Consider the following 12,572-nt stretch of genomic DNA (forward strand, 5'->3'; position numbering starts at 1 on the left):
CATGTCACTCTCACACGACGGGCGCCATGAGGCGAGCGAGCGGCACGTGCCGAACGCCGCCTCGTGGGGCATCGCCCTCGACCGCGTCTCGGTCACCTACCCCAACGGCACCCGCGCCCTGCACGAGGTCACGCTGCAGATCGAGCCGGGTGAGATGGTCTCGATCGTGGGGCTCTCCGGATCGGGCAAGTCGACCCTCATCCGCACCATCAACGGCCTCGTCGCCGTGACCGGGGGCAGCGCGACCGTCGGCCCGTATCGCGTCTCCGGCCTGCGCGGCGGCGCCCTGCGCGAGGCGCGCGGCCACATCGGCATGATCTTCCAGGCCTTCAACCTCGCCGAGCGCGCGAGCGTCTACCGCAACACCCTGGTCGGTCGGTTCGCGCACTCCCCGGCCTTCCGCACCCTGCTCGGTCTGCCGAGCGCGGAGGATCGCGAGATCGCACTCCGGGCGCTCGACTCCGTCGGCATCCTCGACAAGGTGTGGCACCGCGCGGGCGCGCTCTCGGGCGGCCAGAAGCAGCGCGTCGCCATCGCCCGGGCCCTGTCGCAGGAGCCCAGCGTCATGCTCGCCGACGAGCCCGTCGCGAGTCTCGATCCGCCCACCGCCCACGCGGTGATGGCCGATCTCGAGCGCATCAACGCGGAGCGCGGCCTGACGGTGCTCGTGAACATCCACCTGATGGATCTCGCGCGCCAGTACACGCGCCGCATGATCGGTCTGCGCGACGGGCGCGTGGTGTACGACGGACCGGCGGCGGCCGCGACCGACGCCGATTTCGAGCAGATCTACGGCCGTCCCATTCAGCCGCGCGACCGCCTCGGAGCCCGCGCATGAGCGCCGCACCGCGGGCGGCTCGGGCGGCGCGGGCGGCGGCCTCGAGCGCCGCGATCCCGACCCGGCTCGACCTGCCGCCGAAACCGCGCAACGGGCTGCGCACGGTGCTGATCTCGGCCGCGGTCGCGGCGTTCACCGTCGCGACGTGCGTCCCGGCGATCGGCGGGATCGAACTCGACCTCGCCGCGATCGTGCAGCACTGGCGCAACGGCGTGACGAAGCTCGTGCAGCTGGCCCAGCCGAATCTCGCGTTCCTGCCCCGCACCTGGGCTCCGCTGCTCGAGACCCTGCAGATGGCGCTGGTCGGCGCCGTCGCGGCGGCGCTCTGCTCGATTCCGCTCACCCTCTGGGCGGCAGCGCCCACCAACCCGAATCGTCTCACGCGCGCACTCGTGCGCACCGTCAACAACATCAACCGCGCGGTACCCGACCTGGTGTTCGCCACCGTGCTCGTCGCAATGGTGGGGGTGGGCGCGCTGCCCGGGGTCGTCACCCTCTTCCTCTTCAACATCGGGGTCGTGGTCAAACTCGTCTCCGAGGCGATCGACGCCGCCGACCATCGGTACATGGAAGCCGGCCGGGCCGCCGGCGGCACGCAATTCCAGATCAACCGGGCCACGGCGCTCCCGCAGGCGTGGCCGCTGTTCACGAACCAGTGGCTCTACGCCCTCGAGCTCAACGTGCGCATCTCGGCCATCCTCGGCATCGTGGGCGCGGGCGGCATCGGCCGGCTGCTCGACGAGCGCCGCGCCTTCTACGCCTACTCCGACGTCTCCGTCATCATCCTCGAGATCCTCGTCGTGGTCATCGCCATCGAGGCGCTCTCCAACCTGCTGCGCCGGAGGCTCGTATGACCGCGATGCTCGACGCGCCCGCCCCGGGCGCCCCCGCCGCCCGCGATCGCGCCCGCCTCGCGCTCCCGCCCAGGCCGTCCCGGCTCGCGGCGACCGTCTGGTCCGTCGCGGCCGCCGTCGTGGTGCTCGCCGCCGCGGGCTCGCTGCAGATCTCCTGGGGCGACCTCCCCGCCGTGCCCGGGCAGGTGGCCCACTACCTCCGGCTCATGTTCGAGGCGCCCAACTGGGAGAAGCTGCCGCGGGCGCTCTTCGAGACCTGGCGGTCGATCTCGATGGCGTGGATCGGCGCCATGCTGTGCGTGCTGATCTCCATCCCGCTCGGCATGCTCGCCGCGAACGGCGTCGGGCCGCTCTGGCTCCGCGCGATCCTGCGGGGCGTCTTCGCCGTGCTGCGCGCCGTGCCCGAGGTGATCGTCGCCCTCGTGCTGCTCACCGTGACCGGGCTCACCCCGCTGACCGGAGCGCTCGCACTCGCGATCGCCGGCATCGGCACGCAGGGCAAATGGGTGTACGAGACCGTGGAGTCGGCGCAGGAGGGAGCCGTCGAGGCGGTGCGGGCGGCGGGGGGCAGCACCGCGGAGGTGACGCGATGGGCGATCTGGCCGGCCGTCGCCCCGGCGCTGCTCTCGTTCGCGCTGTACCGGTTCGAGATCAACATCCGCACCTCGGCCGTGCTCGGCCTCGTGGGCGCGGGCGGCATCGGAAGTATGCTGTCGAACTACACCAACTATCGGCAGTGGGACACCGTCGGCATGCTGCTCATCGTGGTCATCGCCGCGACGATGCTGATGGATGCGATCTCGGGGGCGATCCGTCGCCGCATCATGAACGGAACCGGATGACCACGACCTGGCAGGGACACCCCGACGCACGGCCCAGCGTGCGCATCGCCTCGCTGGCACCGGCGCTGCAGCGCACGGAGCGGCGCGTCGTCGAGGCCATCGCCGCAGATCGCGATGGGGCCGTCGCCTGCACGGCGCAGGCCCTCGCCGAACGCGTGGGAGTGGGGCGCACCACCGTGATCCGGGCGGCGCAGTCGCTCGGATACGACGGGTATCCGCAGCTGCGGGTCGCGCTCGTGCAGGAGCTCGCGCTCGAGAGCGCCGCGGCGGGTGTCGGGGCCGGCGCTGGTGCAGGGGGTGGTGCCGGTGCCGGGGCCGCCGGGGGTGGCGGTGGTGCCGGGGCTGCCGGTGGCGGAGCGAACGGCGCCGGTGCCGCGGGGGCCGGGGAGCTCGGCGATGCCACGATCCTGAGCGCGCTCCGGGCGAGGATCGCGCGACTCGCCGCCCGGCTCGACGACACGCTGGCGGCGCTCACGCCCGAGGCGGTCGACGCCTTCGTGCATGCGCTCGACTCGGCCGACCGGCTCCTCGTCGTGGCGAACGGGCTGTCGAGCCCGCTCGGCCTCGACTTCGCGATGCGGCTCGCCTCGGCGGGGCGGCCGGTGGAGCAGTTCGCCGATGCCATAGCGCAGCAGATCGCCGCCCGGCAGCTCGGCGCGGGGTCGGTGTGCGTCGCGTTCTCGGGGTCGGGTGCGAACCGTGCGACGCTCGAGGCGATGAGCGCCGCTCGCGCGAGCGGGGCGCAGGTGCTCGCGGTCACGTCGTTCGCGCGATCGGCGGTCGAGCAGCGGTCGGATGTCGCCCTCGTCGTGCCGCCGGTGGGCGGCAGCTTCCACGACGAGCTCATCCACACCTCCCGGGCGGCGCTCATGCTGCTGACCGAGCATCTCGTCGACGCCCTCGTCGAGATGCGCGGCGACCGCGGGCGCGAGGCCCGCGCGGCGGTGCTCACCGTGCTCGCGGGCGCGCTCGAGGGGTGAGCGGCGCCGCGTCCGCTCCGGGCGCTGCCCGCTCCGGACGCCCCGCCCGCTCCGCCGGTGCACCACTGTTTCGCCGGCGCACATGTGTATGAGGGGTGCATCGGCGAGAAACATGTGCGCCGGCGGGCCCGGTCCCGACAGTGGAGGGGAAGGGAAGCGGAGCGGCCGCCGCGCAGCGCCGCCGCCCTACTCGGCGAGCGCCTACTCGGCGAGGTGCTCGCGCAGCGTCGCGCCCGCGTATGCGCGGCGGAAGATTCCGCGGCGCTGCAGCTCGGGCACGACGCCGTTGACGAAGTCCTCGAACGACGAATGGTAGAGCGCCGGCATCACGATGAACCCGTCGGCGGCCTCGCTCTCGAAGAGGTGCTGCATCTCGTCGGCGATCGTCTCGGGCGACCCCACGAGCTGCGGGTGCAACTGGTTGAGCGCCTGCTCGATGGCGAGGTCGCCGACGGTGAGGGAGCGGCGCGCGCTCACCGCCGCGAGCATGTCCTCGAAGCCGATGCTGCCCGTGGCGCCGCGGTGCGCGGCGAGCACCTCCACGGCGGGCGCCGAGGCGTCGAGCGCGTCGGCGTGCAGCAGCCGCGCGAGCTTCTCGAGCGCACTGGGCAGGTCGATCTGCGCGACGAGCGCGGCGAGTTTCGCGTCGGCCTCGGCGTCGGTCCAGCCCACGACCGGCTGCACGCCCTGCAGCACGCGGATCGCATCGGGGTCTCGGCCGTGGTCGAGGCGGGCGCGGTCTCGGATCTCCCGGCGCAGCTCCCGCATCTCCTCGGGCGAATCGCCGATCGCGAAGACCACTTCGGCCCAGCGAGCCGCGAAGGCTCGGCCGCGCGGCGAGGAGCCGGCCTGCATGAGCACGGGGTGCCCCTGGGGGCTCTGCGGCAGGGTGAGCGGCCCGCGCGAGAGCTCCCCGTCGATCCGGTGCACGCGGGCGGCGTCGGCGAAGACGCCTCGCGATCGATCGTGGACGAGCGCATCGGGCTCCCACGACCGCCAGAGCTCGCCGACGGTGCGCACGACCTCGTCGGCGCGATCGTAGCGCTCGGCGGGCGCCGCGATCCCGGCGTGCCCGAGGTTGCGCGCCTCGGCGTCGGTCGTCGAGGTGACGATGTTCCACGCGGCCCGTCCGCCTGACAGGTGGTCGACCGAGAGCAGCTGCCGCGCGATAGCGTAGGCGGGCACGAAGCTCGTCGAGACGGTCGCGCCGATGCCGATGCGCGAGGTGGCCCCCGCGACGAGGGCCGCCTTCGCGATCGGATCGAGATAGATGGCGCCCTTGCCGGCGGTGCGCAGCGTGGTGGCGTAGTCGCCCGCTCCGTCCTCGGGTACGGCGAGCGCGTCGGCGAAGAAGATCATGTCGAAGCAGCCGCGCTCGAGCGTCCGGGCGAGGTCGGCGTGGAACGCACCGCTCAGCCAATCGGCTCGGCTCAGCGGGTTGCGCCAGTTCTCCGCGTACTGGCTCGTCGGCGGGTTGACCATGCCGACGAGGTGGAGGCTGCGCGACGACGGGTTCACGCGAGCGGGCCCGGCTCGGGGTGCCCCGCGCCCGGGGCGCCCCTGAGCGAGGGGCTGTTGATCGACACCGTGAGGTGCGTCACGACGTGCTGGATCACCGCACCCACCCCGATCCACGCGTTCGCGGCGGTCGTCAGCACTGCGGCGAGGTCGCCGTCGAGCCGAGTGGCGTAGTGGTCGGATCCGGAGTAGACGCCCGCGGTCTTCGCCTGCTCGATGGCGGCGTAGATCGGTGTCATGTGGTCGGCGGGGCGCGCCTCCCCGGTGCCCGACGCGGCAGTAGCGGCGGCTGAGCCGTGAGACGAGGCCGTTCGCGCGTCGAGCAGGGGGTAGAGCGACCAGTGCGCGCGCGCTCGCACGCCGCTGTCGGGGAGCCGGATCGGCTCGGCCCCGACGGCGTCCACGCCGGGCGGCAGCGCGCACTGCAGCTCGCCGGGGCAGCCGCGGGAGAGCAGGATCGCGGCGGAGAGGTGCGCTCCGCTGCGCGCGGCCGCCGTGATCACCTGCTCCAGGTACTGCAGCACCCGCTGCTCCGCGCCGGTGATGCAGGTGGAGATGTCGTTCGTCTCGACGGCGAGGCCGGTGGCGTCGGCCGCCTCGAGCGCTTGCAGGATGATGCGGACGTAGTCGGAGTCGTACACCGAGAGGGTGAAGCGCGCGCCGACGCCGTACTGCTCCGGCGTCGGGACCGCGGGCATGCCGGAGGCGGGAATCGCGGGCGTGTCGGAGGCGGGAGTCGCGGGAGTCGCAGGCGTGTCGGGGGCGTCTGACGGCGGCGTCTGGTGCGTATCGGTGGTCACGCCCCCACCCTAGGCGACCGGCCGCGGCCCGTGTCGCGGGTGAACGATTGTTGCTAGGGTGAAGCGCACACGGGAGTCCGGTAGGCCGGGCTGAGAGGAAAGTCCACAGCTTTCGACCGTCATACCTGATCTGGATCATGCCAGCGCAGGGAGACACTCTACGAACCCGTGCCCGATCGCAACGGAAGGGCACGCATTCATGCGCCATCACGATTTCCATACCCGAACAACCCGCGCGGTGACGGCAGCCGCGGCGCTGACCGCGGCGGCGCTCGCGCTCGGCGGCTGCGCGGACGGCGCAGTCGAGAGCGCAGGGAGCGGCGCGGAGGGCGCGCCGGTCGCGTTCGCACTCGACTGGGCGCCGAACACGAACCACATCGGCGTGTACGTCGCCGATGAGCTGGGGTACTTCGCAGAGGCCGGCCTCGACGTCGAGATCCTTCCGTACGGCTCCACCCCGGCGACGCAGCTCGTCTCGGCGGGCGAGGCCGATTTCGGCATCGGCGGGCAGTCGAACGTGCAGGTGGCGCGCACCGCCGGCCTAGACCTGGTGTCGGTGTACCGCGTCACCCAGCGCGATTCGGGGCGACTCGTGACGCTGGCGGATCGCGCCGACGTCGAGCGCCCGTCCGACCTCGACGGCGCCACCTTCGGCGGGTTCGGGTCGCCGCTGTACACCGCGCTCGCGCACGCGACGATCGCGGGCGACGGGGGCGAGGGCGAGTTCGACGAGGTCGTGCTCGACACGGGGGCGTACGAGGCCCTGTCGCAGGGGCGCATCGACTTCACGCTGTCGGTGGCGACCTGGGAGAACCTGCAGGCGGAGCTCGACGGGCACCCGTACCGCGAGTTCCGCTACCAGGATTTCGGTGTGCCCGAGCAGCAGTCGACGGGCATCGTGTCGAGCGAGGCGTACCTCGACGCCCACCCCGAGGAGGCGCGGGCGTTCGTGCAGGCGGTCGCCCGCGGGTACGCGTATGCGGCCGAGCAGCCCGAGGCGGCGGCCGACCTGCTCCTCGAGGCGAACCCCGACACGCTCGGCGCGGCCGAGGAGCTCGTGCACCGCAGTGCGGAGCTGCTCGCGAGCGAGTACTTCACCGCACCCGGGCGCGAGATCGGCGCCGCCGATGCCGATGCCTGGGAGGCGTTCGGCGGGTTCCTCTACGCGGGCGGCTTCCTCACCGACGCGGCGGGCGAACCGCTCGCGGACGAGCCCGATTGGAGCACGTACTACACCGACGAGTACCTCGAGTGACGGCGCCAGCCGAGCTCAGCCCCGGCCTCGTCGCGGTGCCGCGGAAGCGGGATCGGCCGGCGCTGATCGGCGCGGTCGCGGCGCCGGTGATCGCCCTCCTGCTGCTGCTCGGGCTGTGGCAGGTCGTCGCCGTGTCGGGCGCGGTGCCCGCCGATATGCTTCCCTCACCGGTCCGCGTCGTCGGCGCCGGGGCGGGCGAGCACGAGGCGCTGCTGCGCCATGCGGTGCCGACGCTCGTCGCGACGATCACCGGGTTCGCCCTGTCGGTCGCAGTCGCGTTCGCCACGGCGACCCTGCTCGACTTCTCGCGGATCCTGCGCACCGCCCTGCTCCCGCTCCTCATCGTGAGCCAGACGCTGCCGCTCATCGCCCTCGCGCCGCTCGTGGTGCTCTGGTTCGGCTTCGGTCTGCTGCCGAAGATCCTGCTCGTCGCGTTCGTCACGTACTTCCCGATGGTGGTCGGTCTGCTGCGCGGCTTCGCCGAGGCCGATCCCGAGGCCGAGCGTCTGCTCGCCTCGATGGGGGCGTCGCGCGCGGCCGTCTTCCGCCTCGTCCGTCTTCCGGCGGCGACCGCGTCGTTCTTCTCGTCCTTGCGCATCTCCATCACGTACGCCGTGGTGGGGGCGATCTTCGCCGAGTACGCGGGGGCGGTAGCGGGCCTCGGGGTGTACATGCAGTCGGCCAAGAACGTCTTCCGCACCGACCTGGTGCTCGCCGCGGTGGGGGTCAGCACGATGCTCACGCTGTGCCTGTTCGGGGCGGTCGTGCTGATCGAGCGCTGGGCGGCGCCGTGGCTGCGCATCGAGCAGGGGCGCGTCGACGCGGGCGGGGGAGGATCGGCGTGAGCCTGCTCGAGCTGCGCGGCATCGGCAAGAGCTTCGGCGGCCGGGCGGTGCTCAAGGGCGTCTCGTTCGACGTCGGGGCGGGCGAGGTCGTCGCGATCATCGGGGCGAGCGGAAGCGGCAAGTCGACGCTGCTCTCCCTGCTCACCGGAGCGCTGCGCGCCGACGCCGGCGAGGTGGCGTTCGCGGGGGCCCCGGTGCCGCAGCGCGACCGGCCGTTCGCGTACATGCCGCAGCGCGATGCGCTCCTGCCGTGGCGCACCGTCGTCGAGAACGCGGCGATCGGGTTGGAGGTGCAGGGGATGCCCCGACGCGAAGCGCGTCGGCGCGTGGAGGCACTGCTCGGGCCGTTCGGGCTGGCGGGCGCGGAGCGGCGGTACCCGCGGCAGCTGTCGGGGGGCATGCGGCAGCGGGTGTCGTTTCTGCGCGCGGTGGTGCAGGATCGGCCGATCCTGCTGCTCGACGAGCCGTTCGGGGCGCTCGACGCGATCACGCGCGACGAGTTGCAGCGGTGGCTGCTCGACATGTGGGCGAGCGCGGGGTGGACGATCGTGTGCATCACCCACGACATCCGCGAGGCAGTGCGGCTGGCCGACCGCGTGCTCGTGCTGCCGTCGGCGGCGGGAGGCCCGCTCCGCGAGGTGGCGGTGCCGCGCGACATCCCGCGCGGGGACGGGATCTTCACCGACCCGCGGGTGCCGCAACTCGAAGCGGGCCTGCACGAGCTGCTGCGCGCCGCTTCCGTTTCGGGTTGAGCGCGCGCCCGGGCGGCGGGGTCATGCCCGCCGGTCGTATCCCATCGCGTACGCGCGCTCGGGCAGCCGGGCGAGCGGCGTGCGCAGCGCGCCGCCGAGGAGGGCGCCGACCGGCGCGGTAATGGGGTGCGGCCAGGGTCGCCCGAGCAGCGTGTTGAGCCCGGCGATGCGGGCGGCGGTGCGTGCGGATGCGAGCCGGTCGCGCTCCCACTGCGCGAGCGCCGAGCGGTGCTCGGGGGAGGAGCGCGACCGCTCCGAGGCCCCCGCACTCCGCAACCGGACCGCACGCTCCTGCGCGAGCACCGGCGCCAGCGTGGCGGCGTCGAGCAGACCGAGGTTCATGCCCTGACCCCCGATGGGGCTCACCTCGTGAGCCGCGTCGCCGATCACCATGACCGACCCCGCGATCACCATGCGATCGAGCAGCGCGCGGCGGATGCCGAACGGGTGCGCCTCGCGCACCATCGCCGCGAGTTCGGGCGAGCGCATGCGCGTCGCGACGGCGTCCGCCAGGCGCTCCGCGTCCGACCCGCCGGCCGGGTCGCCCGTCCTCTCCGACGCTTCGCGCACCACCAGGCGGCGCCCGCCTCCGGGCAGCGGGAACGACTCGGCCACTCCGTGCGCGCCGAGGGTGATCACCGCGGTGCCGCTCGGCTCCCCGGGCGCCTCGGCGAGATCGCACATGAGGTAGCGGTCGGGGTAGGCGCGGGAGCGGCCCGTGACGAGCCCGCTCACGAGACGCCGCCCCGATGCGCCGGTGGCGACCACGACGGTGCGCACGATCCACTCGTGCACCGAGCCGTCACCCGACTCCGCGCGCACCCGCACCTCGTCGGGAGCGGGTTCCACGGCGACGACGCGCACGCCGCGCACCGGGTCGGGTGCGCCGAACGAGACGGCGGCCTCGGTCACCGCCTGGGGTGCGGAGGCGACGAATGGGAACCGCAGGGGCAGGCGGTCGAAGCGCACCTCGCCCACCGTGCGCCCCGCCACCACGCCGATACCCCGGGGGATCCGGGCGGCCCCCGCGAGAATCCGCTCCGTCGCGCCGCCGGCCTCGAGCGCCGCGAGCACGGGAGGGTGGAGGCCGATGGCGCGGGAGCCCGGGGAGGGGTCGGTGCGCTGCTCGAGCAGGACGACCTCGACGCCGAGACGCCGCAGCTCGGCCGCCAGGAGCGCGCCGCTGGGCCCCGCGCCGACGACGAGCACGTCGCAGGCGGTCGCCGGGCCGCTCATCGCACCCGCGCCCCGGCGCCACCGGGGGTGCGGGGGCGCTGCACGGCGAGGAGCCGGAAGAGGCCCACGCGCTCCGCGTTCCATCCCGGGGGGAGTGCGGCCGCGAGCTCCATCGGCGTGTAGCTGCGGCGGATGCTGCGCAGGCCGTCGACGCGCAGCAGCGTGCCGGGGCTCACCGGCACCGCGCCGATCGCGAAGGCGGCGTAGGCGAGGCGGCTGCGCGCGATGTCGGAGTGGACGGCCAGGCCGGTCGCGAGCGCCTCGGAGTCCGCGAGCAGGCCGCTCAGCTCATCCGCGGCGAGATGGTGCAACAGATGGTTCGAGAGCACGACGTCGAAGCGCTCGCCCGCGGCGACGAGGTCGGAGGAGAAGCACTGCCGGTACGCGACGCCCGGCATCCGCGGCGCTCCGGCGGCGACGGCGATCGCGCGCGGGTCGGGATCGATGCCCACCCCCTGCACGGCGATCCCGTCGCGCGCCGCCGACGCCACGATCCGGCGCAGCACGTCGCCGCCGCCGCATCCCACGTCCAGCACTCGCGCGGGGCGCCCGCGCCCGGCCCCGGCGCTCGCCGCCGCGAGCACCGGCCGCAGATGCGTGCGGTAGACGCGGCCCCATGACGCGACCGCGCGATTCACCAGCCCGAAGCCCTGCAGGGTGCGGCGCAGGCGTTCGGGGTCGCAGTTCGGGTCGTCCATGATCTCCGTCAGCCGCTCGTCGCGGCGGGCCAGTGACACGAACCGCGTGCGGGCCGGCGCCGACGGCCGCGACTCAGGCGACACCGTGCGACGGCGAGTTCGTGGCCGGGGCGCTCGCCGCAGCGCCGACGGGAACCCCGGCCGCGCGGGCGGCCGCGCTCTCCTCGGGTGCGGAGCGTGCGGCGCCGGCGTCGACGCGCGTGAATCGGGCGGTCTCGACGGTGAGGCCGGGCCCGAAGCACAGCCCCGCCACCGCTGCACCCTCGGGCAGCGACGCGTCGTCGAGGATGCGCTGGAGGATGAACAGGATGGTCGCGCTCGACATGTTGCCGTATTCGCGGAGCACGTCGCGCGACTCCCGCATCGCGCGCTCGGGAAGGTCGAGCCCCGATTCGACCCGGTCGAGCACGCTGCGCCCGCCCGGATGGACCGCCCAGGCGTCGATGTCGGAGAGGCCGACGCCGTCGCGTTCGAGCATCGGCGCGACGACCGAAGTGATCTCGCGTCCGATGATGCGCGGCACGTTCGCCGTGAGCCGCATCTCGAACCCGTGATCGCCGATCGTCCAGTCCATGTCCTCCTCGCCCTCCGAGGTCAGCGCGGTCGAGAACTCGCCCACCTCGAGGGCGGGGCCCGCCGTGCGCGCCGGCATCGGGTCCGAGGCCACTACTGCAGCAGCCGATCCATCGCCGAACACCGCGGATGCGACGATCTGCTCGGGGTCGTTCGAGGAGCGGATGTGCAGCGAGCACAGTTCGGTGCAGACGACGAGCACGACGGAACCGGGCTGCGCTGCTCCGATGCGCGCCGCAGCCCGCAGCGCGGGGAAGGCCGCAGCGCACCCCATGAAACCGATGTGGGTGCGCTCGGCGGAGGTGGGGATGCCGAGTTCGCGCACGAGCAGGTAGTCGGGCCCGGGCGCGAAGAAGCCGGTGCACGACGCCGTGATCACGTGGGTGACGTCGGCCGCCTGGACCCCGGCGCGTTGCAGCGCATCCCGAGCGGCAGCGGCGGAGAGCGGCGGTGCGGCGCTCCGGTACACGAGGTTGCGGTCGCCCGTGCTGGGGGCGAGCAGCCGTTCGCCGTCCTCCGTGAAGACGTCGGATGCGACGGCGGCGCCCGCTTGCGAGTCGAGACCGCCGATCACGGAGTAGCGCGTCTCGATCGCCGACTGGTCGAAGGCGGCCGAGATCAGCCGCGCGCTGAGCCGGTCCACCCCGGGTTGGGCGGCGAAGAAGTCGCGCGTGCGCGCCTGCGCCAGGCGTGCGGGGGGAACTGCGGTGCCGATGCCGAGGATCTGGGTGACCATGACGCAAACCTATCGGCGTCGCGCAGCGCGGAGGCGGGGGTTGACACCAGCGGGGCACGATACCGGCGGCTCAGAAAGCTGGGAACTTACTGCATAGTGCCTGTGAAGCGCAACCATCTGGCCGGAGGGCTCCGAAGACCCCACACTGAATACACCCCCGGTGGCATGCGCTGTGCCGACATCGTCACCTCCCATCAAAATATAAGGAGAACGTCGTGAAGAACTCACCTAATCGCATTCTCGGAGTGATCTTCGGCGCGGTCTACGTCTTGGTTGGTCTGCTCGGTTTCGCAGTCACCGGAGGAGTCGGGTTCGTGGCGACCGAGGGCGGATTGCTGCTCGGCATCTTCGAGGTGAACCCGCTGCACAACATCGCGCACCTCCTGATCGGCGCCGCACTGCTGCTCGCGGGCCTCGCGAACGTGCGCGCCGCCAAGGGCGTCAACGGCACCGTCGGCGCCGTCTACCTGCTGCTCGGCATCGTCGGATTCTTCATCGCCGATACGGCGGCGAACATCCTGGCGCTGAACACCGCCGACCACATCCTCCACCTCGGCAGCGCGCTGGTGCTGCTGGTGGTCGCCATCGCTGCGGACAAGCAGGTCGCACCCGCGGCCCGCCCCGCCGTCTGATATGGGCGCTCTC

13 protein-coding genes are annotated in these 12,572 nt (G+C 73.2%); 8 read left to right on the forward strand and 5 right to left on the reverse strand.

Annotated features, from left to right (window positions below; translation table 11 throughout):
* The first annotated feature begins 1 nt into the window (after window position 1).
* Genes phnC through BLT44_RS15280 form a run of 4 tightly spaced genes read left to right on the forward strand, consistent with a single transcriptional unit; the run spans window position 2 to window position 3,514 of the window.
* Window positions 2–838 carry a phosphonate ABC transporter ATP-binding protein gene (gene phnC / locus BLT44_RS09035; protein WP_010157438.1) on the forward strand — a complete coding sequence of 279 codons (837 nt, stop codon included), beginning with the start codon at window positions 2–4 and terminating at the stop codon, window positions 836–838.
* Window positions 835–1,692, forward strand: a complete 858-nt coding sequence (phnE, locus tag BLT44_RS09040; RefSeq protein ID WP_010157437.1) for a phosphonate ABC transporter, permease protein PhnE — start codon at window positions 835–837, stop codon at window positions 1,690–1,692. Before phnC ends, phnE (BLT44_RS09040) begins: the two co-directional genes overlap by 4 nt.
* Complete coding sequence (gene phnE, locus BLT44_RS09045) at window positions 1,689–2,534, forward strand: phosphonate ABC transporter, permease protein PhnE (RefSeq protein ID WP_010157436.1); 846 nt, start codon at window positions 1,689–1,691, stop codon at window positions 2,532–2,534. The genes phnE (BLT44_RS09040) and phnE (BLT44_RS09045) overlap by 4 nt, the downstream gene beginning before the upstream one ends.
* A complete protein-coding gene (locus BLT44_RS15280; RefSeq protein WP_010157435.1) occupies window positions 2,531–3,514 on the forward strand; it encodes a MurR/RpiR family transcriptional regulator in 984 nt (327 codons plus the stop codon). The genes phnE (BLT44_RS09045) and BLT44_RS15280 overlap by 4 nt, the downstream gene beginning before the upstream one ends.
* Before the next feature lie 201 nt (window positions 3,515–3,715).
* Here BLT44_RS15280 and BLT44_RS09055 read toward each other — a convergent pair whose 3' ends face one another.
* Both BLT44_RS09055 and BLT44_RS09060 read right to left on the reverse strand, forming a co-directional pair.
* Window positions 3,716–5,032, reverse strand: coding sequence for an NtaA/DmoA family FMN-dependent monooxygenase (locus BLT44_RS09055; RefSeq protein WP_010157434.1), 1,317 nt, complete (start codon window positions 5,030–5,032; stop codon window positions 3,716–3,718).
* Window positions 5,029–5,832 carry a YkoF family thiamine/hydroxymethylpyrimidine-binding protein gene (locus tag BLT44_RS09060; RefSeq protein ID WP_010157432.1) on the reverse strand — a complete coding sequence of 268 codons (804 nt, stop codon included), beginning with the start codon at window positions 5,830–5,832 and terminating at the stop codon, window positions 5,029–5,031. The genes BLT44_RS09055 and BLT44_RS09060 overlap by 4 nt, the downstream gene beginning before the upstream one ends.
* A gap of 238 nt (window positions 5,833–6,070) precedes the next feature.
* On the opposite strand from BLT44_RS09060, the gene BLT44_RS09065 reads away from it, so the two are divergent.
* Genes BLT44_RS09065 through BLT44_RS09075 form a run of 3 tightly spaced genes read left to right on the forward strand, consistent with a single transcriptional unit; the run spans window position 6,071 to window position 8,684 of the window.
* Window positions 6,071–7,087 carry an ABC transporter substrate-binding protein gene (locus BLT44_RS09065; protein WP_010157431.1) on the forward strand — a complete coding sequence of 339 codons (1,017 nt, stop codon included), beginning with the start codon at window positions 6,071–6,073 and terminating at the stop codon, window positions 7,085–7,087.
* Window positions 7,084–7,932, forward strand: a complete 849-nt coding sequence (locus tag BLT44_RS09070; RefSeq protein ID WP_010157430.1) for an ABC transporter permease — start codon at window positions 7,084–7,086, stop codon at window positions 7,930–7,932. Before BLT44_RS09065 ends, BLT44_RS09070 begins: the two co-directional genes overlap by 4 nt.
* Entirely contained in the window at window positions 7,929–8,684 is a 756-nt protein-coding gene (locus BLT44_RS09075) for an ABC transporter ATP-binding protein (RefSeq protein WP_010157429.1), read from the forward strand. The genes BLT44_RS09070 and BLT44_RS09075 overlap by 4 nt, the downstream gene beginning before the upstream one ends.
* A gap of 21 nt (window positions 8,685–8,705) precedes the next feature.
* On the opposite strand, the gene BLT44_RS09080 is transcribed toward BLT44_RS09075, so the two are convergent.
* Genes BLT44_RS09080 through BLT44_RS09090 form a run of 3 tightly spaced genes read right to left on the reverse strand, consistent with a single transcriptional unit; the run spans window position 8,706 to window position 11,927 of the window.
* A complete protein-coding gene (locus tag BLT44_RS09080; RefSeq protein WP_010157428.1) occupies window positions 8,706–9,920 on the reverse strand; it encodes an FAD-dependent oxidoreductase in 1,215 nt (404 codons plus the stop codon).
* Window positions 9,917–10,657, reverse strand: a complete 741-nt coding sequence (locus BLT44_RS09085) for a methyltransferase domain-containing protein (RefSeq protein WP_040505497.1) — start codon at window positions 10,655–10,657, stop codon at window positions 9,917–9,919. The genes BLT44_RS09080 and BLT44_RS09085 overlap by 4 nt, the downstream gene beginning before the upstream one ends.
* Before the next feature lie 34 nt (window positions 10,658–10,691).
* Window positions 10,692–11,927, reverse strand: a complete 1,236-nt coding sequence (locus BLT44_RS09090) for a type III polyketide synthase (RefSeq protein WP_010157426.1) — start codon at window positions 11,925–11,927, stop codon at window positions 10,692–10,694.
* 215 nt (window positions 11,928–12,142) lie between these two features.
* Between BLT44_RS09090 and BLT44_RS09095 the strand changes: the two genes are divergently transcribed.
* Window positions 12,143–12,559, forward strand: a complete 417-nt coding sequence (locus BLT44_RS09095; protein ID WP_010157425.1) for a DUF4383 domain-containing protein — start codon at window positions 12,143–12,145, stop codon at window positions 12,557–12,559.
* The last annotated feature ends 13 nt before the right edge of the window (window positions 12,560–12,572 follow it).

The organism is Leucobacter chromiiresistens, from assembly GCF_900102345.1.
GTDB lineage: Bacteria > Actinomycetota > Actinomycetes > Actinomycetales > Microbacteriaceae > Leucobacter > Leucobacter chromiiresistens.

Coding starts and splice junctions, on each gene's coding strand:
- phnC (WP_010157438.1), top strand. CDS start 2: ATGTCACTCTCACACGACGGGCGCCATGAGGCGAGCGAGCGGCACGTG.
- phnE (WP_010157437.1), top strand. CDS start 835: ATGAGCGCCGCACCGCGGGCGGCTCGGGCGGCGCGGGCGGCGGCCTCG.
- phnE (WP_010157436.1), top strand. CDS start 1,689: ATGACCGCGATGCTCGACGCGCCCGCCCCGGGCGCCCCCGCCGCCCGC.
- BLT44_RS15280 (WP_010157435.1), top strand. CDS start 2,531: ATGACCACGACCTGGCAGGGACACCCCGACGCACGGCCCAGCGTGCGC.
- BLT44_RS09080 (WP_010157428.1), bottom strand. CDS start 9,920: ATGAGCGGCCCGGCGACCGCCTGCGACGTGCTCGTCGTCGGCGCGGGG.
- BLT44_RS09090 (WP_010157426.1), bottom strand. CDS start 11,927: ATGGTCACCCAGATCCTCGGCATCGGCACCGCAGTTCCCCCCGCACGC.